The sequence below is a fragment of the Pedobacter sp. ASV28 genome, assembly GCF_016428855.1.
GTDB lineage: Bacteria > Bacteroidota > Bacteroidia > Sphingobacteriales > Sphingobacteriaceae > Pedobacter.
Genome location: NZ_JAELTN010000003.1, coordinates 24,420 through 48,458, shown reverse-complemented (window position 1 = coordinate 48,458; position 24,039 = coordinate 24,420). Strand labels below are relative to the sequence as shown.

The following is a 24,039-nucleotide window of genomic DNA, read 5'->3' as shown; positions in this document are numbered from 1 at the left end:
GGGTATTTTCTTTCATTGATATCTATGCGATTTCTTAGAAAGCAACTGACCAACAAATGCCACTACCTTAACAAAAGCATAACAAAAAGTTAAAGTATTCGCTATTTTGTTATCATAAGCTTTTTCTATTTTAGACTTGTATTAAATCATTGATGTTATGAATAGCTCAAGTATTGAAATTACGGAAAACGAATATTGCATTAAACTAAGCAAAGACACCTTTGACTTATCATTGATTCGCCAGCTGATCAAGCGCATACAGGCCGAGGAACTTTTCTTTAGCAGAAAAAATGAAATTGAAGAAGATCTCATCAGCAGAAATGACACAACCAGTTTTGATGAGAATTTTGATCGCCTATGCGACAAATGATCGAGTTCGCATCATGCACTTTAATTGGTATATTATAAAAGCAGGCTTGCAAAAAGCAAAAAACCTCGATAATACTATATCGAGGTTTTAATATGTTTATGAAAATGCGACTACCTATGGCTATAGCGTACTTGCTGTTGCTTATCCATCATCCCCATCTGATCTTTCATTTGCTTGATCTGATCTGCCAATAATTTATTCTTATCTGCTTTTTTAGCTTCTGCCAAATACATGGTTGCTTCACGTTTATTGCGTTTTGCCATAGCAATGCCTGCCAAACTTAATTTAGCCAATGCAATATTATGATCCATATGCAAGCCTAAGCTCAAAGCAGTTTTGAAATATTTTTCTGATTTCATTGGGGCTCTTCTTGATTCCATTAAGCCCAACAAAAGGTTATAATAGCCATGTTGTAAACGGGCCAATTGCTTCTCATAATTGGTTATCCTACCTAAAAACCTCTCCGCTTTTTCCATATTGTCCTTACGCAGGTACCATTGTGCGATCAGCATGTTTTCATTATAGAAATAGGTAATGAAGATAAATATACTAAACAGGATCGTAAGTATGCCCCATCCCCAATGACCGAAAATAAATAGTGCTACCGCCGCACCCACTAAAGCAAAACCTATAATTAAGCGTACTAAATTTGACATAGTTTTTCAATATTTCTGCAAATATCGGTTTTATATAGCAGAAAATAGCGATTTAATTTATAATTTCATCAAAAATTAGATACGTATGAAATACCTATTTACCTTACTCACCGCTTTATTTGCCATTACAGCAAATGCCCAAGAATTAAATAAAAAATTAGAAGATCAAATTAAACATAAACAGATCATGTTAAATCAATGTTCAAGAGACGGATTGGTTTCTTTCCCTGAATTTAAGGACAGCTATGATGCCAACTATGCGGCATATAATCCAGATTCTACCTCCTTTAATGCCCTGGAAAAATTGTTAAAGAACAAAAAGATCAGGGTCGTACTTGGAACATGGTGCGGAGATAGCAAATTTCAGGTTCCCCATTTCCTGAAAATAATCGACGCGCTTAAAGTTCATGAGAGTGATGTCACCTTTATTGCGGTTGACGGAAAAAAACAAGCTGAAAATGGATTACTTGATGGACTTAACATAGAAAGGGTACCTACCTTTATCTTTACAGATAAAAATGGAAAAGAAATAGGCAGAATTGTAGAAAGCCCCAAGAAAAGCCTAGAATTGGATATGATTGACCTGCTCACTGCAAAAAAATAACCTATGGCCGTAGACTTGGAACCTGGTTGGCTTAATGTACTGGGCAGCGAATTTGAAAAGCCCTACATGAAAGCTTTAAAAGAATTTCTTCAGAACGAAAAACGACAAGGTTTTACCGTTTATCCAAAAGGTACTGATATATTCAATGCCTTTAAACATACCCCTTTTGACAAGGTTAAAGTTGTCATCTTAGGACAAGACCCCTATCATGGCGTAGCACAAGCCCACGGACTTTCTTTTTCTGTTCAAAAAGGTATTATACCCCCTCCCTCCCTAAAAAATATTTACAAGGAGCTTGAAGATGAGATAGTCGGCTTTAAAATACCCAATCATGGAGACCTGACCCAATGGGCAGATCAAGGAGTACTTTTGCTTAATGCCACTTTAACCGTAAGAGCACACCAAGCGGGCTCACATCAGAAGAGAGGCTGGGAGCAATTTACAGACCAGGCTATAGCTAAGCTTTCACAACTAAAAAGTGGGCTGGTATTTATTCTCTGGGGAAATTATGCTAAACAGAAAGAGAGCCTAATTGATGAGAATAAGCACTTTATTATTAAATCTGCGCACCCTTCTCCTTTCTCTGCCTATAATGGCTTTTTTGGTTCCAAACCTTTCTCAAAAACGAACGAGATTTTAATACGAGAAGGAAAGGAACCGATCAATTGGCAGCTCACATAATTATCAAAAATAGCCAGTTACCACCTCAAATATCTATCCAGCATACATTACCTTAGACACCCAAGAACTAATATTCCATTTACAGATATGGCCTTAGATGCTCTAGGGTTTATCAGGTGGTGGAATTATCATTCTAAACACCTTAGTTATCCAAGGCGTTTTCCAAAATTCCTAATATTTTGAGGAGATATAGTTACTAGTAAAAAGGCAAATATTAATACTCCAATGGAACAATCGGCTCTTTTTTGGTGGTAGACATGATCATCATGGTTTGAAAAGTTTTCACTACCGAAATCTTGCTGATCTTATCCATGATCAAGCGCTCGTATGATTTAATATCATTTACATAAACTTTCAATAAGAAATCTGCCTGCCCAGTAACATGATGGCATTCGGTCACTTCTTTAATCTGGTTCACTTCATCTAAGAAAATCTGAATGGTATTGTTCTTGTGAAAATCCAATTGGATTTGGATAAAGGTTTTAATGCCCAATCCTAATTTTTCTTCATCAACCAGGGCATGATAACTTTTAATATACCCAGACATTTCCAATTTCCTCACCCGTTCTAAAGTTGGAGCCGGAGACAAGCCTATTTCCTGCGATAAGAGCAAATTGGTTATTCTACCATTTTCCTGTAACAACTTTAAGATTTTGAAATCGATTTTATCTAGTTCTAACGCCATACCTTATTTATAATTCAATGCCCAAAGGTAGAACAGAAACACTTATTCACAAAATTTTATTCTATAAATAATGTAAAAAATTAGCTTTTATTTTATATTAAAATTTTTAGATTTGTCTAAAATAATAATTAGATCAAGCAAAATGCAATCTTATACCGAAGAGAACTACCTAAAAGTCATATACCATTTATCAGAAATAAGCAATCCGGTTCAAACTAATGCTATAGCCGAGCGTATTCAAACCAAGGCAGCATCTGTAACTGATATGATCAAAAAGCTTTCGGAAAAAGAATTGGTCAATTATGTTAAATACCAAGGGGTAACCTTAACGGAAAAAGGAAAGCTTACCGCCATCAATATTGTTAGAAAGCATCGTTTATGGGAGGTTTTTTTGGTAGACAAACTTAACTTCAAATGGGATGAAGTGCACGAAGTTGCCGAAGAGCTGGAACATATTCAATCTTCCTTATTGATCGAAAGATTGGATGAATTTTTAGAGTTTCCCAAAGTTGATCCCCATGGCGACCCCATTCCCGACCAACATGGTAATTTTGCGGAGTTAGCTTTTGTTAAATTAAGTAAATTAAGTCCTTCGGAAAAAGGTACCATCACTGGAGTAAGCGAGCATTCTTCTGCTTTTTTAAAGCATTTGGAAAAACTAGGATTAACTTTAGGCAAACGGATAGAAGTATTAGAAGTGATCGAATTTGATGGCTCGGTAGCATTGGATGTAGAACAGCAAAAAATCAATATCAGCAGGGAAGTTGCCAAACATATACTAATCAGCAAGTACTAATGACCGAAAAACAATCATTAAGCGAAGTACATCAGAGTATAGCCACCAACAAACGTAAAGGCTGGAGAAGAATATTAGCATTTCTAGGTCCTGCTTACTTAGTAAGCGTTGGCTATATGGATCCTGGTAATTGGGCGACAGATATTGCAGGCGGCAGTAAATTTGGCTACCAATTGATTTGGGTGTTATTGATGTCGAACCTTATTGCCCTATTGTTACAGTCGCTAAGTGCCAGACTGGGTATTGTAAGGGGACTAGATTTAGCGCAGGCATCTAGAAACACTTATCCCAAATGGGTAAATTTTCCTTTGTTCATACTGGCGCAAACAGCCATTATAGCTTGCGATCTGGCTGAAATTATTGGAATGGCCATCGGATTAAATCTTTTATTTGGCCTACCGCTCATATGGGGCATTTCCATTACCATATTCGATACCGTATTATTGCTTTTTCTCTTAAACAAAGGCATGCGAAAAATGGAAGCTTTTATTGTTTCCATGGTGTTTATTGTGGGCCTTTCCTTTCTGGTGGAAATGTTTATTGTGGAACCTTCCCTAAAAGAAATTGTAAAAGGTTTTGAACCCTCTATGTTGGGAGGAGAAGCGCTATATATTGCAATAGGTATTATAGGTGCCACGGTAATGCCCCACAACTTATATCTACATTCTTCTCTTGTGCAAACCCGTAAATTCGAAAGAGATTCGCCCGGGATTAAAGAGGCCATTAAGTTCAATTTTATAGATACTGCCGTAGCTTTAAACCTCGCATTTTTTGTGAATGCCGCTATACTGATTTTAGCAGCTGCAGCTTTTTATAAAAACGGTTTTCATGAAGTAGCCGAAATCCAAGATGCCCACGAACTGCTTAGCAATATTTTTGGCGATGTGGCTCCAGCTCTTTTTGCTATTGCCCTAATCGCAGCCGGACAAAGTTCTACGGTTACAGGTACACTTGCCGGACAAATTATAATGGAAGGACATTTAAATTTGAGGATACAACCTTGGCTGAGACGTTTAATTACCAGACTACTGGCCATTATACCCGCATTCTTTACCATACTTTACTTTGGCGATAGGGCCTTGGGAGGTCTTTTGATTTTAAGTCAGGTGGTATTGAGCTTACAGCTGGGCTTTGCTATCATACCGCTTATCCATCTCAATTCAGATAAGGAAGAAATGAAAGAGTTTACCATTAAAACTTGGGTTAAAATCTTAGCTTGGCTAAGTGCCCTAGTTATTGTAAGCTTAAATATCAAACTGGTTATCGAGGAAATTAACGGTTGGCTATCTGAATCGAACGCTTGGTATATCTATGGCCTTGTCGTCCCTATGGCTATCCTTATTGGACTACTCCTGGTCTATATCTTTATGTACCCCCTCATCAATAAAAAGAAAAGATTGGGCAATGTCCCTCATGGTAATGCTTTGGCCATAGCCAATATTGAAAAAATCAATTACAGCAAGATTGGCATTACTGTCGATTTTTCTAAAAATGATAGAAATACCATTCGCCATGCATTGATACAAGGAGGAAAGTCGGCCCATTATTATCTTATCCATGTGGTGGAGACCGCAGCAGCACGCTATCATGGTGAAACCGCTTTGGATCACGAAACACAATCAGATGCAGATAATCTAAGGAAATACCAAGAGAACTTAAAAGAATTGGGCTATTCTGCTACACCGCATATTGGTTTTGGAAGTACTTCAAAAGCTATAGCCGAAATTAGCAGGGAAAACCATATAGAGCTATTGGTAATGGGTGCTCATGGCCATAAAGGCTTAAAAGATTTGATATTTGGCACAACCGTAGACTCGGTAAGGCACAAAGTGGATATTCCGGTATTAATTGTCCGATAAAAAATCTCTATTTGAACTCGATCTAAAAAACACGCAGCTTTTCAAGCGCTATTAAAATTGAAACCGCAAAAGTTATCGAACTGTTTTGTGATTTAAGCTCCTCTATCTTAAAAATTTACCCAGATGCCGTACCATACCCATGCACTGACCGTTGTTTTTCATATCTGAGAAGCTATCTGATGCGTTCTGCATGCTACCCATCTACACTAAACATCTAAAGCTCGCTTTAATAAAGCCCCCCTTCTAAAAGATCCCGATCATTTACTTACTAGGAACAGGCAACCTGGTCAGACATATCGATGTAAAAGAACAAAACGACTATAACCATCCAAAAGTGGAAACTTTAATAAGAACAGCTGTTGATTTTACCATAAATGATATGGATAAACCCACAAAATCAATAGCTAAAACGATTTATAAAATTAAGGCCACAATATAATAAGAAAGATGAGCGTCCTATAAATACGCTAGTAATATTTCCTTAAGTTCTTTAGCCGAAAGAAAACTGTGATATTCAATAAGTGGTTTATAATCCTCGCTCCAAAGCACCAACATTGGATAGGCTATTTGATGTTTACTACGGGTAATTTCCAATACGAAATCATGAACACCTTTGCTTGCCTTAAAATCATATTTTGCTCCATTGAAAAAAACCACATCTTGTTGTTCAACGTCGAATTTTACAAAGTATACAGACCGATTCAATAGCCTGATTATAGATGTATCCCTCCAAACTACCTGATCCATAGCCTTGCAGTAACTACACCAACTGGCATAAACGTAGATTAATACCTTTCTTGGTTCCACTTTTTGTAATTTCTCTAATTGATCAATTTTATAACTTTTAAGCTGCTCCTTTATTTGTTGACCATATGTCAAGAGGTTAAAAAACATCATGATACAGAAAAGCAACTTTTTCATCAATAAAAAAATAGATATGGGCGATATAGAACCGCCCATATTTTCAACAATTAAACCTTAAACCTATCTCATCAATTAAATGTCAATCTCAGCCCAAAGAACCCCCTAATGCCCTGATTTGGGGCGTATACATAACTCGGATCAAAGGTTAAACCATACGGATTATTTGGTGTGACCATTGCCTTTCCTTCGCCATCAAACTGCACTTGTTTATCAAATGGATCGTTGGCTCGGGCAATGATAAATGGATTACCTTTATTTGGCGTGAAATTCAAAAGATTTTTAACCCCTGCATAAAGCTCTATATGCTTAAAGCCATTATATACAAACTGAATATTCTGAATACTCCAAGCAGGCGAATAAGGCTTACGTGGATCTAATTCACTAATTAAAGGTAATCGCATGGGCCCATAAATATTTCCTGTATAATCAATGCCAAGATTAAGCTTTTCAATACGATAGGAAATCGCCCAGGTCCCCATGAATTTCTCTGTTAATATTTGTTGGGTTTTCACGCCATCTTCCATCAGTGAAACATCCTGATAAGTAATGCCTGCGTTAATTTTTAACCCAGCCCTTAGAGCCACATCTATATTGGCCGTTATGCCTTTACTTACGGCATAACCCTTTAGATTATCATACCTTATTTCATTCGGATTGGTTTCATAATCTCCTACAATCCGATTCTTAAAATGCGTATAAAACGAAGAAAGATCGAAAGTATATATGGAACCATTTGTAGAGAAAAGTTTTTTCAGGTAGTTCAAATTCACATTATAAGTCCTTTCTGGTTTCAGCTCATTTGCAACAACTACTTCTCTTGCCCCAGTTAAGGCGGCATGGTCTTCCGTAAAGATATTGACCACCCTAAAACCAGTTCCAGCATTTAACCTAAGTATGCTTGTCTCATCAAAATTGAATTTATATGCTAAACGCGGAGTAAAAATATGACCATGAATAGAATTATAATCATACCTCATCCCCAACAGGAGTGCATGTTTGGAGGCAAGTTTAATTTCATCTTGTATAAAAATGCCAGGCAAATAGGTGCGTTCAGGTTGATTCTCTTCATTTAGCAAATTGGCCGACGCTGTTGCAGGCGTATTATCGTCGTAGTAAGTATACCTAAAAGCCGTACCAAATAAGAGATCATGCCTCCCTATCTTTTTGTCCCAAGTAAGCTGAGAAAAAGCAATTTGTTGTTGCGCAATGTAAGAGGTCGTACCATACCTACTGTCTTGGTCATGGTTTGTCATAGAGAAAGAAAAGAACATTTTTTCTTTGATAGGCAACTGGTAATTACCCAGCAGCTCAAAACGTTTAGTGTATATACTCTCGCCATATACCTCATCACCACCTCTAAAATGCTTGTTCCATCCCATTTCGCCTCCCCACCTATCTTCATACAAGAACCTGCCAACTAAAGAAAACAATCTATTTTCTTTTCTGTCGAAGTTCCACTTTTGAAAAACCGAAATGCGGTCCTGCAAGGTCACATCTGTAAAACCATCATGATTATGATCTACCTTATGGCCATATTTAAAGTAATTCAGGCCTGTTAGCACTGTGCTTTTCTTTCCAAAGTTAGTCTTGAATCCCACATCTATGTTGTTTTCCAAGTAACTTGTGCTCATCACATCAGCACTAAATCGGGGTGCATGATTTACATTTTTGGTAATGATATTGATCAGGCCACCTACTGCTTCACTTCCGTACAAAGAAGAGGCGGGTCCCTTGACAATTTCTATTCTTTCTACCAATGAGTTAGGAATACCCGATAAACCATACACAGTAGATAAACTGCTGACAATCGGCATACCATCAATCAACACCATGGTATATGGTCCTTCCAAACCGTTAATGTGAATATCGCCCGTATTACATATATTACAATTTAACTGGGGTCTTACGCCATTTACATTCTGTAGCGCATCGAAAATACTGGGTGTTGGATTTTTCCTGAAGAACTTTGCCGTATAAATTTCTACCGGAACCGGGCTCTCCAACCTATTCACTTCCTTATAAGTGCCCGTAACGACCACTTCGCTAAGATCTTCTTTCTGTTCAACCAGATTAAAATTCAAAATGGTGTCGCCAGTTATATAAATGGTATTTAACTGAGTTTTATAGCCCAAAGCACTAATACGTAATTGGTATTTACCGGGGCTTATGGCTACAAAACCAAATTCTCCATATTCATTAGTTTGACTAGAACGTTGCAGCTCTATTAAGCGAAGTGTAGCCTTTTGTACTTTAACATCACCACTCTCTACTACTCCCTTTATTACAAAATCTTGGGCCTTAACATAAAATACAGATAAGAAGTAAGCCAGAAACAATAGTATATATCTTTTCATGTTCAAAAATTAGTTTCACAAAAATATAAATTTAGATTAATCTAAAAAATAATTTAAAGTTAATTTAAAATTAAATTTTACAAATCTAAAAACTACCACTAATGCAAATTTGTTGCAAATATAAATTCATGGACATAAATGCATCTTAATTGCATTTATGTAATCTATTATGGATTAATTTTATACTTATCTCCAAGAATTGTTGATATTTGTGCTATGCCTAACGATATACAAATAAAAAACAAGCGGGCCTTCTTCGACTACCACATTTTAGATAAGTACGTAGCGGGAATTGCTTTGCTTGGTACCGAGATTAAATCGATAAGACAAGGGAAAGCAAATCTAACGGATGCTTTCTGTATGTTTATTGACAACGATCTATATATCCGCAACCTACACATTTCAGAATATAGTCATAGCTCTTTCTATCACCATGATATTAAAAGAGACAGGGTCTTGTTACTTCACAAAAAAGAACTTAAAAAACTGAGCACCAAGGGGGAGGAAAAGGGATACACCATTGTTCCACTAAGAATTTTCATTAATGAAAGAGGTTTTGCCAAAATTGAGATTGCCTTGGCCCAAGGTAAAAAAGAATTTGACAAACGAGACACGATCAAAGAAAGAGAAAGCAAAAGAGAATTGGATAGAGCGATGAAGTTTTAGTCCACAAATTCATTAAAAATACCTCGGCCGAAACCAGACTTAAAACATTAGTATACCTTGTTCAATCGGTCATTCATAAATCTAAAATTGTAAAAGAAAGAAGATGAGAATAGTTTTTATGGGCACCCCAAATTTTGCAGTCGCCTCATTAAGCGCCTTGAAAAATTCGGGCTTCGATATTGCAGGAGTAGTAACTGCTGCCGATAAACCTGCCGGACGTGGGCAAAAGTTAAATGAGAGTGCAGTAAAAAAATATGCCGTAGAAAATGGGTTAAAAGTTTTACAACCTTTAAAGCTAAAAGATCCAGTGTTCATAGAAGACCTGAAATCGTTAAGGGCCGATCTGTTTATAGTAGTTGCTTTTAGGATGTTGCCCGAAATAGTATGGAATATGCCAACAAAAGGTACAATTAATCTGCATGGTTCTTTACTTCCCCAATATCGCGGTGCAGCCCCCATTAACCATGTCATCATCAATGGAGAAAAAGAAACCGGTGTCACTACATTTTTCTTAAAACAGGAAATTGATACGGGTGATATTATTTTTTCAGATTCCATTCCCATTGCAGATGATGAAACTGCTGGTTCTCTTCATGATAAATTGATGGTGCTTGGTGCAGATTTACTGGTAAAAACAGTGAAGGCCATAGAAACCAATACTTACAATGAGGTGCCACAACCACAGGGCGGTGAGCTAAAGGAAGCACCAAAAATATTTAAGGACTTTTGCAAAATTGACTGGAACCAACCCAGTCAAACTATATACAACTTTATCCGCGGACTCAGCCCTTATCCAACAGCTTTTTGTACTTTAAATGATAAAGGCTTAAAAATCTTTAAAGCTGAATTAGAAACTAAAAAACCCGACATTCCCGTTGGGGCTTTTTTGACCGATGGTAAAACTTACCTGAAATTTGCCGCAAAAGATGGTTTTTTAAAATTAATTGACCTTCAGTATGAAGGTAAAAAGCGCATGTCTGTTGAAGAATTTTTGAGAGGGATGCGCTTATAAACTTAAAAAATAACAGGCAGGCGTATTACAGCACTGCCTGTTACCTATCCTTTTACAGAGATTATTGGTTATAAGCATCAATAGCTCTTCCTATATTTCTTGAACCAGATGCTTGGATAAAATATCCACCTATACCCAAGCCTGCACCAAGTCCCATCAACACAAAACTTCCAGTATCGTCCTTGAATTTATAGTTTGGCATATTCCCAAAAGTAGTACCATCTTGTTTCATACCTGTACCAGAAAGAAAGGTCACCGCACTGGCAATAATGGCTGCTCCAGCGGCCACATACATGGCCGTACCAACTCTCCTACTTTTCCTGTAACTCTTTAAGAAATCCAAGCTTTTTGGATGATCTGCCATATCTTTACTCAGGTTAGCATAATTTACCTTTTTCAGATCGGAAAATCCCTTGTTATAGAACATTCGCGTATCTACAGTTTGCCTCCTCGTATTCCTAAACCTGTAATAATCGACTTCAAAAAGAATAGGATCATAAATTATCTGTTGATAAAGATTAATCTTTCCTTCTATAGTCCTTTCTGAGAATGATACTTCGCCAAAATAATTCAGCCTTCTAGTATTGGCAAAAAAACCATCTTCATTACTAAAGAATTTAACCCCTCCTATGGGTACCCGCCGAGAGTCGGCCCTAAGTATCCAAGCGCCTGAAAAATCGGGACGCAATCTGATATTTTGCGCATGGATTACAGAATCCGAATAGAGGTAAAGAAAATTTTGGGTTTCGTTCACTTGCGAACGAGCGTTCAGGGCATAGCAAGCCATGACGACAATGAGTAATTTTTTCATATCGGTTTAAATTTGTGTGTACCCAATAATACACAAAATTCAAACCGAAAATTCTTCTGTAAGCAATAAAATACATGAAGATCATTTTCATCTCATGGTACACCAAAGCCATCACTAGCGATCAGAAAAAACAACCTATTTACAAAACACTTAATTTGGCACTTAATAGCTTAGCCATTTCGTTAAAATATCTTTTGCGCCCATAACCCATTACCCAACGAATACCATTAACAGCATTGGTAACAAATACCTCATCTGCTTCTTTTAATATTTCGGGATTAATCTGCGCTTCTACTAGGGGCAATTGATTTTGTTTGGCCAATTGCATCACTACATTCCGCATTACACCAGCTACACAACCTTCAGACAATGCTGGGGTGTAGAGGCTATTCTGATAACCTACAAATATATTAGAACTGGTGCTTTCACATAAAAACCCATTTTGGTTCAACAAAAAAGTTTCATCCAGTCGGTGTTGCTTTTGATAAATTCCCGCCATCACGAAAGGCAGGGCATTGGTTGTTTTATAATTGGAAAGTTTATTGATTGGTTTAGTAATTTCATCATATACATCAATGATCAGACCTTTTTTATTCAGCTCGTACATTAGTTTTTCAAGAGGTTTTGCTTCCAAAAGGTAACCTACCTTATTGGTTTCCGGAATATATAGGCCTTCTCCATCTCGATAAATGCTAAGTCTAAAACGTACATTTCCAGTCCATTTATTCTTCTTTGTTAGCTCAGCGGTTTTTTGTTTCAGAAAATACTCATCCAAAAGGTTATAACCTTCCATTTTAAGTGCTTTCATTCCCGCTGTTAACCGATCTGCATGCAGTTCTGCAAATTGTAGTTTACCATTGCTTGAACACATTGATTCGAACAGGGCATCTCCAAATTTGAACCCTCTATTGCTAGATTTGATGATGGCACTATCATCCAAAAAAAACTCATCGTTAAATAAGATATATTGTGCCATTATGATTGTGGTTGTGAAGCATAGTTACGCCATTTCACCAAAACCGATTCGAAATCGGCAGGCAATGGTGCTTCAAATTCCATATATTGTTTTGTTGTTGGGTGAACAAATCCCAAGGTTTGTGCATGCAAAGCTTGTCTTGGCATGAGTTCAAAACAGTTTGCTACAAATTGTTTATATTTTGTAAACGTTGTTCCCTTTAAAATCTTATCCCCACCATAATTGGCATCGCTAAAAAGCGGATGTCCAATATGCTTCATATGAGCCCTGATCTGATGGGTACGGCCTGTCTCTAGCTGGCAACAGATCAAGGTTACATAATGCAATCTTTCTACAACCTTATAGTTGGTTACTGACCATTTTCCCTTTTCTTCATCCTCATAAACATCCTGCACTATTCTATTTTTAAGGCTACGGCCAATATATCCCTCTATCCTACCCTCTTTTTCAATATCTCCCCAGGCCAAAGCCAAATACTTTCTGGTAATGCTATGATCAAAAAACTGTTTGGCCAACTTGGTCATCGTCATTTCATTCTTACTGATGAGCAAAAGTCCTGAAGTATCTTTATCAATTCGATGTACCAAGCCTGGCCTCCCATCATTACCAGGCAAAGTGGGCAGTTTCTCGAAATGATAGGCCAATGCGTTGACCAATGTACCTGTATAATTATTAAATCCCGGATGTACCACCATACCCGCTGGTTTATTTACCACCAGCAGATCATCATCCTCATAAACAATATCTATCGGAATATTTTCGGGATAAACCTCTGTATCTCTTGGTGGATGGGCAAATACGATAGATATTTCATCTAAGGGCTTCACTTTGTAACTAGCTTTAACCAACTGCTTATTCACCAATACATTTCCGGCATCAATAGCATTTTGTATCCTATTTCTTGAAGCATTTACTATACGATGCATCAAAAACTTGTCAATTCGTAATAGAGACTGTCCTTTATCTACAACAATATTGAAATGTTCGAATAAATCCTGTTCCCCTTCTTCTTGTTCTATTGCGATATTTTCCATGATGCAAAAGTAAATTATCAATTTGATATTTTTTTAAAACAGATTGGCTTATTTATTGTAGTGTGTATGTTAATAAATTGCTCTAATTATGAAAAACTTTACTCAAAACCTTAAAATAGTAATGAACTTTTTTCCTTATTTGATTAGAAAAATCTATTTTCGTAGTTGAAAATCAAACAAATAAGACATGGAAAAGAATTTACGAGCGCTAAAATATATCACCTTATTTAGCGCTTTTTTGTTGCCGTTAAATTTAATAGCTCAAGATCAAATTGGTGCAGCATTTAAAGGTGCTCCAGAAGATGCCTCAAAATTAACCCAGGCATATCTTTCTCCACTTTTTAAAGGTTTTGGCGTGGGGCTAAACTCTGGTTGGTACACTTCTGCAAAAGCAAAGAGCACCTTACGTTTTGACCTGAGGATTACAGGTACCATAGCTTTTGTCCCTAACAATGACAAAAGTTTTGATGTTAACCAACTAGGCTTAACCAGTATGGCACCAGCAAGCGGAGCAAATCCAATATCCCCAACATTTTCAGGAAGTAAAACCCAAGGTACACTTATGCGCCTTAATGGTGTACCCAATGCCTCTAGTGATTTTAACCTACCCAAAGGTGAAGGGATAAATATAGTTCCTTCGCCACAAATACAACTTACAGTTGGACTTCCAAAAAACATCGATGTTTCATTAAGGTACATCCCAAAAATAGACATGAAAGATTATGGAAAAGTTGATCTGTTTGGCGCTGGTGCTAAAGTTGAAGTTCTACCACTTATTTTGGGAAAAACAGAAAAATTAATTCCACTAGATGTAGCGGTAGCGGTGGGCTTTACTCGATTAAACTATAGCCTGCCTTTAGACGTTGGCAACAACCCCAACGCTAATCAAGCTATATCTGCTAAGGTTAAAGGCTTAAGTGCTGATGCCATTATTTCTAAAACTATTGCAATATTTACCCCATTCTTTAGCTTAGGATACCAAAAATCAAAAACCAACCTTAGGGCATTAGGAACTTATGAATTTGATGTTCCTGTAACCCCTTCAACCCCTACTGGCAAACAAACGTATACAGATCCCTTTACTTTCGATCAAACAGATGTTAATGGTCTACGTGCATCGTTAGGTTTCCAATTGCATTTAGGCTTTTTTAGGTTATATGGCTCTTATTCGCAAGCTAAATACGGGTATGTAAATGCGGGTATTGGCTTTGGCATGGGCAAATAAAATTATATATTACACTTAAAAAGCTTCTCTTTGGGGAAGCTTTTTGTTTTTATGGAAATATTCAGTCCTCTACAAAAAATATCTTATCAAGCTTATCCATCCATCTGGGTCAAAAGAGATGATTTGATCGATCCCTATATCTCTGGCAACAAATGGAGAAAACTAAAATGGATTTTACACGACATGCAATTGAAAGGGAAGACGCATGTGGTCACTTTTGGTGGAGCCTACTCTAATCATTTGTTGGCAACAGCAGCTGCTACAGCTAGGTTTGGCCTAAAAGCCAGTGCTTTTGTAAGAGGGGAGCAAGTAAGCAATGAAACCTTATTGCTCTGTAACTTGTATGGGATGAGGCTTATATTTGTTGACCGGGAAATTTATAAAAATAAGCAATCTCTTTATCATCAATATTTTTCAAACGATGAACAAACTTACTTTGTAGATGAGGGCGGAGCGAGTGAAGAAGCCACAAGAGGGTGCAGCGAAATCATAGATGAGCTCCATGAAGAACAGTTCGATTACATTTTTTGCGCCGCAGGTACGGGTACTACCGCAGCTGGCCTATTAAGGGGCATCCATCAACATGAACTACAAACCCAGCTACATGTCATTCCAGTTTTAAAAGGAGGCGAGTTTATTGCCAACGAAATGGGCAAATATGAAAGCAACCTCGATCAGGTGAATATGCATACCCAATATCATTTTGGCGGATATGCCAAGACCACTCCAGCACTACTTCATTTCATCAAATCATTTGCCAGTTCAACAGGAATTTTAACAGATCCCGTATATACGGCCAAAATGTTCTATGCCATATATGACCTGTTACAAAAAGACAAATTAGAAAAGGAATCGAAAATCTTGGCCATTCATACCGGCGGATTATTAGGTCTATTGGGCATGAAACAAAAGCTAAATGAACTTTAGGAAAGCTTTACTTTTATAGCCCGCATTTTATGTTTTTCAGTCATTACCTCAAACGCCACCTCATCTAAAATTTCCACTTCATGAGGACAATCGGCCTTTGTAAAACTATAGGTGATATTGGTGGTATTATCTTTAATATTACCTATTCCTTTTATGGAATTAAAACTTATTACTACTCCGTATCTCATGATCGTAAGGTAAGCATTATATTTTAAATGCTTTTATCTTTATTTCAGCACCTCAATAAACAGCAAAAAACACTAGAAATCTGGTTTCCTAATTTATATTAGAGCTCTTGAAATAAATTAGAAATTAAACCATCAAAAAGCAGAAATTTCCCATTTTTTACTTTTTTTATTTTTCCACATTTCTGGCAAACCAAATAATTTTACCACAAAACCAACTTTAAACAGTTTAAACCTAGTTTTTGCACTAAAGCTCTAAATAGTGCCCAAATTTGTTAATTTGGCACATTTCTTTAAATTTGAGTAACATCAAAACTCAACTATATGTACCAATTAAGCATTCCTGCAGATCAAGTTAACGAAGTATTAAAGAAGCATATCCTGGCTGATGGTTACGACCTTACTTACGACATGGAAAAAAGTAATGGCGCTTACATTTACGACTCTAAATACAATCGCAAACTTTTAGATTTCTTTACCTGTTTTGCATCGGTACCCTTAGGTTACAACCATCCAAAAATGGCAAATGATGAAGCTTTTAAGCACAATTTATTACTCGCTGCAATAGCCAATCCGTCCAATTCCGATGTGTACACTCAACAATATGCACAATTTGTAAATACCTTTTCCAGGGTTGGCATCCCTTCATATCTACCACATGCTTTCTTCATTAGCGGAGGAGCATTAGCTATCGAAAATGCATTAAAGGTAGCGATGGACTGGAAAGTACAAAAGAATTTTGCTAAAGGATACAAAGAAGAAAAGGGTTTTAAGGTAATCCATTTTGAAAAGGCATTCCATGGCAGAAGTGGTTACACTTTGAGTTTAACCAACACTTTACCCGACAAGACCAAATGGTTTGCCAAATTTGATTGGCCGAGAGTCAGTACCCCACAAGTTAAATTCCCCCTAAACGAAGAAAATCTAAAAATAGCGGAAGAAACTGAGGCGATATCTATTGAACAGGTAAAGAAAGTCTTTGCCAACAATAAGGATGAGATCTGTGCCATCATTATTGAGCCTATTCAATCTGAAGGGGGCGATAATCATCTTAGAGAAGAATTCCTTATTCAGTTACGACAATTGGCTGATGAAAACGAAGCTTTTTTAATTTATGATGAGGTACAGACTGGAGTAGGCTTAACGGGCAAGTTTTGGTGCCACCAACATTTTAGCGAGAAAGCAAGACCTGACATTGTTGCTTTTGGTAAAAAAATGCAAGTATGTGGCATTTTGGTAGGCCATAAAGTAGATGAAGTAAGCACTAATGTATTCAAGGTCCCTTCCCGCATCAATTCAACCTGGGGTGGTAGTTTGGTAGATATGATACGTTCAACGCAAATTTTAAGTATAGTGGAAGAAGACCAACTCTGTGAAAATGCCACCACAGTAGGAGAATATCTCAAGAAACGATTACATGAACTGGCCAACAAATATGATAAAATGAGTAATGTACGTGGCAGAGGCTTGTTATGCTCTTTTGATTTTCCTGATAAGGAAATGAGAAACAAATTCATTGAAAAAGGAATGGCCAATAATGTGATGTTCCTAGGCTGTGGCCATCAAACCATTCGTTTTAGACCAGCACTGTGTATCGAGAAAAAACATATTGACGAAGGAATTGAGGTAATGCATAAAATATTACCACAACTATAGTTAACTACCAGAAGATAGGTCATCGTCATTTTGATAAAGAATGTGGAAAAATCTAGCAATTCATCAAATTTAATCCTTTAAAAGCTAGGCTTCTCTACCTTCCGTTCCAAATGACGATGCAATTTATCATTTCATGACTTCCATACAACAAACCCAAAAGCCATATCGCCTAAATTCGATGTATGAGACCATCAGGATTTATTTCACCAGCAGTTTGGCTTAAATAATAATAACTTCATCACAATTCAATCACCAAATGCAGCTTGAATACCTTTGAAAAACAATGGGAACTAATGAAAAAACAATTTTATACAGATGAAAAAACTCGGGATTGCACTACTTGCTTTAGCACTTATCGGCTGGATGTTAAAAGACACTTTCACACAATCGGGTATTGAAGATTTAAAAGGAGGCTTTAAAGAAGTTGCTAGCTATAGAAATGACAACAATACGGGTCCAATACAGCGCATCTATGCAGTAATAGTTAAAGATACTACCCATGCTCAATTGCAAGCGTATGGAGATTTGATGCCACACACCAAATATGGGAATACCAAAATTTATTATTTTCTAGAAGGTAAAAAAGCACCCTCCAATTTGTCTCCTGGCGATATCAATTTCGATTCTCAATTTAATGAAAACTGCTTTGCCCTGTATGAGAAAAGTGCGATGGGCAATGTAGGATTGGTCAAATGGCCGTTTAAATAGTTAACGATTATTTTGGGCTAACCTCATGTCATTGCGAGAGTTTACTCCGATTTTTCGGAGAGACACGACGAAGCAATCTCTATTAAATTCCTCCCCCTTCCGCCTCAAAGAGGAGGATATGCACTTCGTACTAAACAAAGGCGGAATAACCTGTAATGGCCCTTCCTACAATAAGGGTGTTAATTTCCTTTGTGCCTTCATAAGAATAAATGGCTTCCGCATCGGCCACAAAACGTGCCACATCATATTCTAACAAAATACCATTTCCCCCCATTACTTCCCTTGCCCTACTTACTACATCCCTAGTGCGCATAGAACAAAATACTTTAGCCAATGAAGCGTGTTCATCTGTAAGCAAACCCTGATCCTGCAGCTGTGATAAACGAAAACATAAGGTTTGCATGGCGGTTAGGTTAGATAACATTTCCACCAAATGATTCTGTATCAACTGAAAGGAAGCGATAGGCCGACCAAATTGCTTACGTTTTTGCGTATAGGCTAAAGCAGCCTCATAGGCTCCCCTGGCACAGCCTACTGCCTGCCAGGCTACACCAGCCCTTGTCATCTGCAACACTTTTGCGGTATCTTTGAATGAATTGGCATGCTCCAATCTGTCCACCTCCTCTACTTCACAGTCTGTTAACGTAATTAAACCATTTTGCACAATACGAAGGGCCATTTTATCATGCATTTTTTCTACTGAAAACCCTGGAGTTCCTTTCCTTACCAGAAAACCTTTCACTTGATTATCATCTACATCTCTGGCCCAGATGATGGTAACATCTGCAAATGGAGCATTCCCTATCCACTTTTTTTGTCCATTAATTATCCATTTGTTCCCCTGTTTCTTTACCGTTGTATTTAAACCTCCTGCCACACCAGAGCCTACTTCCGGCTCTGTTAATCCAAATGCTCCTATTATTTTAAGCTGCTGCATGGCTGGCAACCATGTTTGTTTTTGTTCCTCCGAACCCAACAGATAAATAGAACCCATGGCCAATCCACTTTGTACCCCAAAAAAAGTGGATATAGAAGTATCTATCCTAGCCATTTCCATGGCAAGGATACCTTCCATTAAATTAGATTTTCCAGCACAGCCATAACCACTATAGGTTAAGCCACAGATATTCAATTCGGCAATTTTAGGAATAAGTTCATGAGGAAATTCAGCCTTAAGCCAATACTCGTTTACGATCGGCTTTACTTCCTTTTCCAAGAAAGCCCTAACCTTGAGCTGCAATGCCCTATCTTCATCATTAAGCGCTTCCTCTCCCAATTGATAAAAATCTCCTTCTATAGCGGGGATTTCTTTTTTTCTTCCAGCTCCACCCATCATTTTCATCATCCCCTGAAGCTGCTTATCATCTAAGTTCGAAATGGTTTCTACCATTTTGGGAAGATCAATTTTTTTAGAGAGCTGATCTAGTTTCTCGAAATCTACATTCTTAAAAAGTTGGTATGCATTTTTTAAAGACGAAAATATACTGGCCATAGATTTAAGTAAAAAGTTAAAATTCAAGAACAGATAAATAGCTTTTGTTCCTGAATACTTAAAACAACAATAAATGGTCAAAATTGTTGGCAATAGGTTTTTCTATCTCAAATCAAATAAACTCTCTACGCCTAATAATTTTCTAGAAGTGAAACCTTCGCCATATGTTGCGCCAATATTTTTACCCATTTCTCTTGCCCTTGCAATAACCGATTGCAGGAAGGCCGGTGTAGAGATATAAGTTTGGGGTTCATTTTCATCAGGGCTATCAAACTGGGTTTTAAATGCCCTAATCGCTTCTATTTTCTGATCCATTTGCTCAGATATATCCACAATGATGTCTGGTTTAATATAGGTGTCTTGAATATACTGCAGCACCAAGCGAGGTCTCCAAGGTTGCTGAGAAACGCCCTCTGAAAGCGTTTCCACTTTCCTCAATCCTGAAAGGAAAATGGCATCATTTGCCAGTTCGGAAGCCCTGCCATGATCGGGATGACGATCATATAGCGCATTGGTTAACACAATTTCTGGTTGATATTTGCGAATCATTTTCACTACTTCCAACTGATGAGCTTCATCATTTTTAAAGAAACCATCTCTTATTCCAATATTTTCTCTTGTATGGATGCCCATAATTTTTGAGGCATTTCTTGATTCTTCCGCTCGGGTCTCAGTAGTCCCCCTTGTTCCCAGTTCGCCCCTGGTAAAATCTACAATCCCTACTTTTTTACCTTGAGCAATATGTTTGATAATGGTACCCGAGCATCCCAATTCTGCATCATCAGGATGAACAGCTAAAACCAATAAATCTAATTTCATTATAATATGTAATTATGTTGTTTAAATCCAATATTGAAATAAATTCAGTATGGCAACGATGATAAAATTGAAATGGCTATTAAATGGTCTCGTTTAAAAGACGTTGTATCTTCTTCTTTACTTTTGATGAGGTCGGTTTGGTAAAGGGATAAAAATATTCTACAACCTCTCCGTTCCTATTGATCAGGTATTTATGGAAGTTCCAACGTGGTGTAGAACTCAGATGACCATTCAACTTTTTATCGGCCAAAAATTTAAACAATGGATGGGCTTCCTTTCCCCTGATCATGATCTTATCAAAAATAGGAAATTTGACCCCATAATTAACCTCGCAAAACTCGTTAATTTCCTTACCATTCAAAGGCTCCTGCTTTCCGAAATCATTAGAGGGAAAGCCAAGAACCTCAAAACCTTTAGCCGAAAATTCTGCTCTTATTTCTTGAAGTTCTTTTAACTGAGGTGTAAAACCACAACCTGAGGCTGTATTTACAATCAACAATACTTTGCCTTTATAATCGGCCAAGTTTTTTTCTGTTCCGTTAATCAATTTAGCTTTAAACGGATACACTGTTGTGTCTAAATTCATGTTTCAAATCTACTGATAGTAACCGGAATTGACGATAATAGATTCGATATCCCTATCCTCTTTGGCATCGTAGGTACTTTTTAGATTATGTCCCACAACCCTTGCCACCAGTTGGTAAGAAAACGCTGCGAACTTCCCTTTTGTTTGCTTAACTACATCATATGTGGTTCTTCCCACTTCCCTATCAATTAGTTTAGTTAATATTTGTCCCTGGGTAATTGTCAATTCCTTGATCTCGGTATTAAACATTTTCTTGATCTCTGCATCACACTCTTTCACCAGTCTTTTTTGTTCTTTTTTATCCGCTACTGTTGCCAAATCTCTTTCCAGCTTCTCATACCTACGTTTGGCAAACAGAGCGTAGGGCATTACCTTAAGCACATTATACCTCAGCCTATTATAAGCTGCCTGATCTTGTGGTGATTTCCATATCCGCTGCCCGTAGATGATCACTTCCCTCAAGCCAATCCATGGAATCATATAACCGTTATCATTGGTAGCTGCTACACGAATGGTATCATTTTTGCCTAACTTAGGATAGATAGCCGCGGCGGTACTATCTTGCGATTTGGCCTGAAAAGCACCAAACATGACAATAAACAGCGCAAAAAAACGATAATATTTCATAAATTTATGCCTATACAAAGTTAAAGCTATTTTTATATATTCGTTTTAACTACAATCTAATATAGCACTTTATAGTATAACTTACTATAATTTTACCTAGAAAACACAAATGAAGAACACTTTGGTAATAGATATTGAAGCTGAAAAAAAAGAAATCTTAAAAAGGTACAGGGCATTGCTACGTGCCTGTAAATCAACGCTACAAAAAGGAGATAAAAAAGAAATACGTAAGGCTTTCGATATGGCTTTGGAAAGTCATAAAGATATGCGTCGCAAATCGGGCGAGCCTTATATTTATCACCCCATTGCCGTTGCCCAAATTGCAGCAGAAGAAATTGGATTGGGTACCACCTCTATTGTATGTGCCCTGCTTCACGATGTAGTGGAAGATACGGATATTACTTTAGAAGATATTGAACGTGAATTTGGCAAGAAGACCGCTAAAATTATAGACGGACTTACCAAAATATCTGGTGTTTTTGATTATAATAGCTCTCTACAGGCTGAAAACTTCAGAAAGATGCTGCTCACCCTTGCAGACGATGTAAGGGTAATTCTTATCAAACTTGCCGATAGGTTGCACAACATGCGTACCATGGACTTTATGCCGAGACAGAAGCAACTTAAAATTGCCTCGGAAACCATTTACCTATATGCACCGTTGGCACATCGTTTAGGTTTATATGCTATAAAATCGGAACTCGAAGACTTGTCAATGAAGTACCTAGAGCCAGATACCTATAAATTTATTGCTACACAGTTAAATGAGAAAAAAGCCGAACGAAATGCCTTTATAAAGGCCTTTGTAGAACCTATCAATGAAATTCTGGCCGAACAAGGATTAATTGCCAATGTTTACGGACGTCCAAAATCCATACATTCCATCTGGAATAAGATGAAGAAAAAGAACATCCCTTTTGAGGAAGTATACGATCTTTTTGCCATTAGGATTATTTTAGATAGCTCACCAGAAAGTGAAAAGGCTGATTGTTGGAAGGCTTATTCTATTGTAACCGATTTATACCGCCCCAACCCTGATCGTTTGCGCGACTGGGTATCTTCCCCTAAAGGAAATGGTTATGAATCGTTACACACTACCGTAATGGGGCCCAAAGGCCAATGGGTAGAAGTGCAAATACGTACCCAACGCATGAATGAAATTGCGGAAAAAGGTTTTGCCGCACATTGGAAATATAAAGAATCCAGCAATGATAATGGCCTAGATCAATGGATACAAAAGGTACGTGAAATGCTCAGCAATCCCGAATCCAATGCCCTAGATTTCTTGGATGACTTTAAAATGAACCTATTTTCTGATGAAATATTTATTTTCACTCCAAAAGGAGCACTTTTACAACTTCCATTAGGTGCTACGGCCTTAGATTTTGCCTTCGAGATACATACAGATGTCGGCGCAAAATGTATTGGGGCAAAAGTAAATCACAAACTTGTTCCCCTTTCCTATAAGCTCCAAAATGGCGATCAGGTAGAAATTATTACCTCTAGCAAGCAAACACCCAAGGAAGATTGGTTAAGCATTGTGGTCACTGCCAAGGCAAAATCTAAAATCAAATCTTCTTTAAAAGAAGAAAAAAGAAGAATTGCAGAAGATGGAAAAGAATTGCTGGAACGCAAACTAAAATCTCTTAAGATCACTTATAACACCGACAACCTAAATAAGCTCACTTATTTCTTCAAGCTCCAATCTACCCAAGACCTGTTTATCAACGTTGCAAAGGGTAAAATAGAGCTTAAAGACCTGAAGGAGTATCTTGCCAGCGAAAAGGAAATCGAAAACAGAGGCAACGAAAGAACTGCAGATAACGAACGCATAGATGCCTTGCTCAACAAGGTAAAAGGCCCAGAGTCTGATGTATTGTTAATTGGTGAAGATTTACAAAAGATAGATTATACCTTGGCAGCCTGCTGTAATCCTATTCCAGGAGATGATGTATTTGGCTTTGTTACAGTGAACGAAGGCATAAAAATACACCGAACCAATTGTCCAAATGCTGCACAGCTAATGGCCAACTATGGTTACCGTGTGGTTAAAGCCAAATGGAACAGGCAACAGGAACTTACCTTCTTAACGGGGCTACACATTGTAGGCATAGATGATGTTGGACTTATCAATAATATCACCAAGGTCATATCAAACGATTTTAAGGTGAACATGCGTTCCATTACCGTAGATACCAATGATGGCATATTTGATGGATCGATTAAAATTTTTGTGAATGACAGAGAACATTTAGACCATCTGATCAAAAATCTGTTGGAAGTAAAAGGAGTAACCGGGGTGACCAGATTCGATACCTAAATGTTTACAAACTATCTTAATGTGGATAGAAACTTTACAAGAATTCGACCTTAGCACCATCAAACA

24 protein-coding genes are annotated in these 24,039 nt (G+C 37.4%); 12 read left to right on the top strand and 12 right to left on the bottom strand.

Features of this window, described 5'->3' with window-relative positions; translation table 11 throughout:
* Nucleotides 1–157: 157 nt before the first annotated feature.
* Entirely contained in the window at nt 158–370 is a 213-nt protein-coding gene (locus tag JHD79_RS01795; RefSeq protein ID WP_199117380.1) for a hypothetical protein, read from the top strand.
* A gap of 110 nt (nt 371–480) precedes the next feature.
* Here JHD79_RS01795 and JHD79_RS01790 read toward each other — a convergent pair whose 3' ends face one another.
* Entirely contained in the window at nt 481–1,026 is a 546-nt protein-coding gene (locus JHD79_RS01790) for a DUF2892 domain-containing protein (RefSeq protein ID WP_199117379.1), read from the bottom strand.
* A gap of 85 nt (nt 1,027–1,111) precedes the next feature.
* On the opposite strand from JHD79_RS01790, the gene JHD79_RS01785 reads away from it, so the two are divergent.
* Both JHD79_RS01785 and ung read left to right on the top strand, forming a co-directional pair.
* Nucleotides 1,112–1,630 (top strand): thioredoxin family protein, encoded by a 519-nt coding sequence (locus tag JHD79_RS01785; RefSeq protein WP_199117378.1) that lies wholly within the window; start codon nt 1,112–1,114, stop codon nt 1,628–1,630.
* A 3-nt stretch (nt 1,631–1,633) separates the two neighbouring features.
* Nucleotides 1,634–2,311, top strand: a complete 678-nt coding sequence (gene ung, locus JHD79_RS01780) for a uracil-DNA glycosylase (protein WP_199117377.1) — start codon at nt 1,634–1,636, stop codon at nt 2,309–2,311.
* A 214-nt stretch (nt 2,312–2,525) separates the two neighbouring features.
* On the opposite strand, the gene JHD79_RS01775 is transcribed toward ung, so the two are convergent.
* On the bottom strand, nt 2,526–2,996 hold the full coding sequence (locus JHD79_RS01775; RefSeq protein ID WP_199117376.1) for an Lrp/AsnC family transcriptional regulator: 471 nt from the start codon (nt 2,994–2,996) through the stop codon (nt 2,526–2,528).
* A gap of 112 nt (nt 2,997–3,108) precedes the next feature.
* Between JHD79_RS01775 and JHD79_RS01770 the strand changes: the two genes are divergently transcribed.
* The gene (locus JHD79_RS01770; protein WP_370583299.1) at nt 3,109–3,792 is read left to right on the top strand and encodes a metal-dependent transcriptional regulator; all 684 of its coding nucleotides are present in this window, start codon (nt 3,109–3,111) and stop codon (nt 3,790–3,792) included.
* On the top strand, nt 3,792–5,651 hold the full coding sequence (locus JHD79_RS01765; RefSeq protein WP_199117375.1) for an Nramp family divalent metal transporter: 1,860 nt from the start codon (nt 3,792–3,794) through the stop codon (nt 5,649–5,651). Before JHD79_RS01770 ends, JHD79_RS01765 begins: the two co-directional genes overlap by 1 nt.
* 456 nt (nt 5,652–6,107) lie before the next feature.
* On the opposite strand, the gene JHD79_RS01760 is transcribed toward JHD79_RS01765, so the two are convergent.
* Both JHD79_RS01760 and JHD79_RS01755 read right to left on the bottom strand, forming a co-directional pair.
* Nucleotides 6,108–6,572 carry a thioredoxin family protein gene (locus JHD79_RS01760; protein ID WP_199117374.1) on the bottom strand — a complete coding sequence of 155 codons (465 nt, stop codon included), beginning with the start codon at nt 6,570–6,572 and terminating at the stop codon, nt 6,108–6,110.
* Nucleotides 6,573–6,643: 71 nt separating this feature from the next.
* Nucleotides 6,644–8,929, bottom strand: coding sequence for a TonB-dependent receptor domain-containing protein (locus JHD79_RS01755; protein WP_199117373.1), 2,286 nt, complete (start codon nt 8,927–8,929; stop codon nt 6,644–6,646).
* 216 nt (nt 8,930–9,145) lie between these two features.
* Between JHD79_RS01755 and smpB the strand changes: the two genes are divergently transcribed.
* Together smpB and fmt are read left to right on the top strand one after the other, a co-directional pair.
* The gene (gene smpB, locus JHD79_RS01750) at nt 9,146–9,595 is read left to right on the top strand and encodes an SsrA-binding protein SmpB (protein ID WP_199117372.1); all 450 of its coding nucleotides are present in this window, start codon (nt 9,146–9,148) and stop codon (nt 9,593–9,595) included.
* Nucleotides 9,596–9,698: 103 nt separating this feature from the next.
* On the top strand, nt 9,699–10,607 hold the full coding sequence (gene fmt, locus JHD79_RS01745) for a methionyl-tRNA formyltransferase (RefSeq protein ID WP_199117371.1): 909 nt from the start codon (nt 9,699–9,701) through the stop codon (nt 10,605–10,607).
* 61 nt (nt 10,608–10,668) lie between these two features.
* Here fmt and JHD79_RS01740 read toward each other — a convergent pair whose 3' ends face one another.
* From JHD79_RS01740 to JHD79_RS01730, 3 genes are all read right to left on the bottom strand, one after another.
* The gene (locus JHD79_RS01740) at nt 10,669–11,418 is read right to left on the bottom strand and encodes a hypothetical protein (protein WP_199117370.1); all 750 of its coding nucleotides are present in this window, start codon (nt 11,416–11,418) and stop codon (nt 10,669–10,671) included.
* A 139-nt stretch (nt 11,419–11,557) separates the two neighbouring features.
* The gene (locus JHD79_RS01735) at nt 11,558–12,394 is read right to left on the bottom strand and encodes an aminotransferase class IV (RefSeq protein WP_199117369.1); all 837 of its coding nucleotides are present in this window, start codon (nt 12,392–12,394) and stop codon (nt 11,558–11,560) included.
* A complete protein-coding gene (locus JHD79_RS01730) occupies nt 12,394–13,428 on the bottom strand; it encodes an RluA family pseudouridine synthase (protein WP_199117368.1) in 1,035 nt (344 codons plus the stop codon). The genes JHD79_RS01735 and JHD79_RS01730 overlap by 1 nt, the downstream gene beginning before the upstream one ends.
* 187 nt (nt 13,429–13,615) lie before the next feature.
* Here JHD79_RS01730 and JHD79_RS01725 point away from each other — a divergent pair, with 187 nt between their 5' ends.
* Both JHD79_RS01725 and JHD79_RS01720 read left to right on the top strand, forming a co-directional pair.
* On the top strand, nt 13,616–14,653 hold the full coding sequence (locus JHD79_RS01725) for a DUF6588 family protein (RefSeq protein WP_199117367.1): 1,038 nt from the start codon (nt 13,616–13,618) through the stop codon (nt 14,651–14,653).
* Nucleotides 14,654–14,683: 30 nt separating this feature from the next.
* Nucleotides 14,684–15,580 carry a 1-aminocyclopropane-1-carboxylate deaminase/D-cysteine desulfhydrase gene (locus JHD79_RS01720; RefSeq protein ID WP_233164521.1) on the top strand — a complete coding sequence of 299 codons (897 nt, stop codon included), beginning with the start codon at nt 14,684–14,686 and terminating at the stop codon, nt 15,578–15,580.
* Here the strand turns inward: JHD79_RS01720 and JHD79_RS01715 are convergent.
* Nucleotides 15,577–15,768 (bottom strand): hypothetical protein, encoded by a 192-nt coding sequence (locus JHD79_RS01715; RefSeq protein ID WP_199117366.1) that lies wholly within the window; start codon nt 15,766–15,768, stop codon nt 15,577–15,579. The two genes, JHD79_RS01720 and JHD79_RS01715, sit on opposite strands and share 4 nt — an antisense overlap.
* Nucleotides 15,769–16,089: 321 nt before the next feature.
* Between JHD79_RS01715 and lat the strand changes: the two genes are divergently transcribed.
* Together lat and JHD79_RS01705 are read left to right on the top strand one after the other, a co-directional pair.
* Entirely contained in the window at nt 16,090–17,421 is a 1,332-nt protein-coding gene (gene lat, locus JHD79_RS01710; protein WP_199117365.1) for an L-lysine 6-transaminase, read from the top strand.
* Nucleotides 17,422–17,736: 315 nt separating this feature from the next.
* Nucleotides 17,737–18,129, top strand: a complete 393-nt coding sequence (locus JHD79_RS01705; RefSeq protein WP_199117364.1) for a hypothetical protein — start codon at nt 17,737–17,739, stop codon at nt 18,127–18,129.
* Nucleotides 18,130–18,259: 130 nt separating this feature from the next.
* On the opposite strand, the gene JHD79_RS01700 is transcribed toward JHD79_RS01705, so the two are convergent.
* From JHD79_RS01700 to JHD79_RS01685, 4 genes are all read right to left on the bottom strand, one after another.
* Nucleotides 18,260–19,621: an acyl-CoA dehydrogenase family protein gene (locus JHD79_RS01700; protein WP_199117363.1), complete on the bottom strand. Its 1,362-nt coding sequence runs from the start codon at nt 19,619–19,621 to the stop codon at nt 18,260–18,262.
* A 102-nt stretch (nt 19,622–19,723) separates the two neighbouring features.
* Nucleotides 19,724–20,440 (bottom strand): bacillithiol biosynthesis deacetylase BshB1, encoded by a 717-nt coding sequence (gene bshB1, locus JHD79_RS01695; RefSeq protein ID WP_199117362.1) that lies wholly within the window; start codon nt 20,438–20,440, stop codon nt 19,724–19,726.
* Between the two features lie 79 nt (nt 20,441–20,519).
* Nucleotides 20,520–21,026 carry a glutathione peroxidase gene (locus JHD79_RS01690; RefSeq protein WP_199117361.1) on the bottom strand — a complete coding sequence of 169 codons (507 nt, stop codon included), beginning with the start codon at nt 21,024–21,026 and terminating at the stop codon, nt 20,520–20,522.
* Between the two features lie 9 nt (nt 21,027–21,035).
* A complete protein-coding gene (locus tag JHD79_RS01685; protein ID WP_199117360.1) occupies nt 21,036–21,653 on the bottom strand; it encodes a DUF4294 domain-containing protein in 618 nt (205 codons plus the stop codon).
* A 109-nt stretch (nt 21,654–21,762) separates the two neighbouring features.
* Here JHD79_RS01685 and JHD79_RS01680 point away from each other — a divergent pair, with 109 nt between their 5' ends.
* Nucleotides 21,763–23,973, top strand: coding sequence for a bifunctional (p)ppGpp synthetase/guanosine-3',5'-bis(diphosphate) 3'-pyrophosphohydrolase (locus JHD79_RS01680; RefSeq protein WP_199117359.1), 2,211 nt, complete (start codon nt 21,763–21,765; stop codon nt 23,971–23,973).
* Nucleotides 23,974–24,039 lie beyond the last annotated feature (66 nt).

Bases quoted from the DNA above. Each gene is read 5' to 3' on its own strand.
- bshB1 (WP_199117362.1), bottom strand. From the start codon at position 20,440: ATGAAATTAGATTTATTGGTTTTAGCTGTTCATCCTGATGATGCAGAA.
- JHD79_RS01725 (WP_199117367.1), top strand. From the start codon at position 13,616: ATGGAAAAGAATTTACGAGCGCTAAAATATATCACCTTATTTAGCGCT.
- JHD79_RS01730 (WP_199117368.1), bottom strand. From the start codon at position 13,428: ATGGAAAATATCGCAATAGAACAAGAAGAAGGGGAACAGGATTTATTC.
- JHD79_RS01735 (WP_199117369.1), bottom strand. From the start codon at position 12,394: ATGGCACAATATATCTTATTTAACGATGAGTTTTTTTTGGATGATAGT.
- JHD79_RS01775 (WP_199117376.1), bottom strand. From the start codon at position 2,996: ATGGCGTTAGAACTAGATAAAATCGATTTCAAAATCTTAAAGTTGTTA.
- JHD79_RS01740 (WP_199117370.1), bottom strand. From the start codon at position 11,418: ATGAAAAAATTACTCATTGTCGTCATGGCTTGCTATGCCCTGAACGCT.
- JHD79_RS01785 (WP_199117378.1), top strand. From the start codon at position 1,112: ATGAAATACCTATTTACCTTACTCACCGCTTTATTTGCCATTACAGCA.
- JHD79_RS01705 (WP_199117364.1), top strand. From the start codon at position 17,737: ATGAAAAAACTCGGGATTGCACTACTTGCTTTAGCACTTATCGGCTGG.
- JHD79_RS01790 (WP_199117379.1), bottom strand. From the start codon at position 1,026: ATGTCAAATTTAGTACGCTTAATTATAGGTTTTGCTTTAGTGGGTGCG.
- JHD79_RS01755 (WP_199117373.1), bottom strand. From the start codon at position 8,929: ATGAAAAGATATATACTATTGTTTCTGGCTTACTTCTTATCTGTATTT.
- JHD79_RS01760 (WP_199117374.1), bottom strand. From the start codon at position 6,572: ATGAAAAAGTTGCTTTTCTGTATCATGATGTTTTTTAACCTCTTGACA.
- JHD79_RS01685 (WP_199117360.1), bottom strand. From the start codon at position 21,653: ATGAAATATTATCGTTTTTTTGCGCTGTTTATTGTCATGTTTGGTGCT.
- smpB (WP_199117372.1), top strand. From the start codon at position 9,146: ATGCCTAACGATATACAAATAAAAAACAAGCGGGCCTTCTTCGACTAC.
- JHD79_RS01690 (WP_199117361.1), bottom strand. From the start codon at position 21,026: ATGAATTTAGACACAACAGTGTATCCGTTTAAAGCTAAATTGATTAAC.
- lat (WP_199117365.1), top strand. From the start codon at position 16,090: ATGTACCAATTAAGCATTCCTGCAGATCAAGTTAACGAAGTATTAAAG.
- ung (WP_199117377.1), top strand. From the start codon at position 1,634: ATGGCCGTAGACTTGGAACCTGGTTGGCTTAATGTACTGGGCAGCGAA.
- JHD79_RS01765 (WP_199117375.1), top strand. From the start codon at position 3,792: ATGACCGAAAAACAATCATTAAGCGAAGTACATCAGAGTATAGCCACC.
- JHD79_RS01700 (WP_199117363.1), bottom strand. From the start codon at position 19,621: ATGGCCAGTATATTTTCGTCTTTAAAAAATGCATACCAACTTTTTAAG.
- JHD79_RS01715 (WP_199117366.1), bottom strand. From the start codon at position 15,768: ATGAGATACGGAGTAGTAATAAGTTTTAATTCCATAAAAGGAATAGGT.
- fmt (WP_199117371.1), top strand. From the start codon at position 9,699: ATGAGAATAGTTTTTATGGGCACCCCAAATTTTGCAGTCGCCTCATTA.
- JHD79_RS01680 (WP_199117359.1), top strand. From the start codon at position 21,763: ATGAAGAACACTTTGGTAATAGATATTGAAGCTGAAAAAAAAGAAATC.
- JHD79_RS01795 (WP_199117380.1), top strand. From the start codon at position 158: ATGAATAGCTCAAGTATTGAAATTACGGAAAACGAATATTGCATTAAA.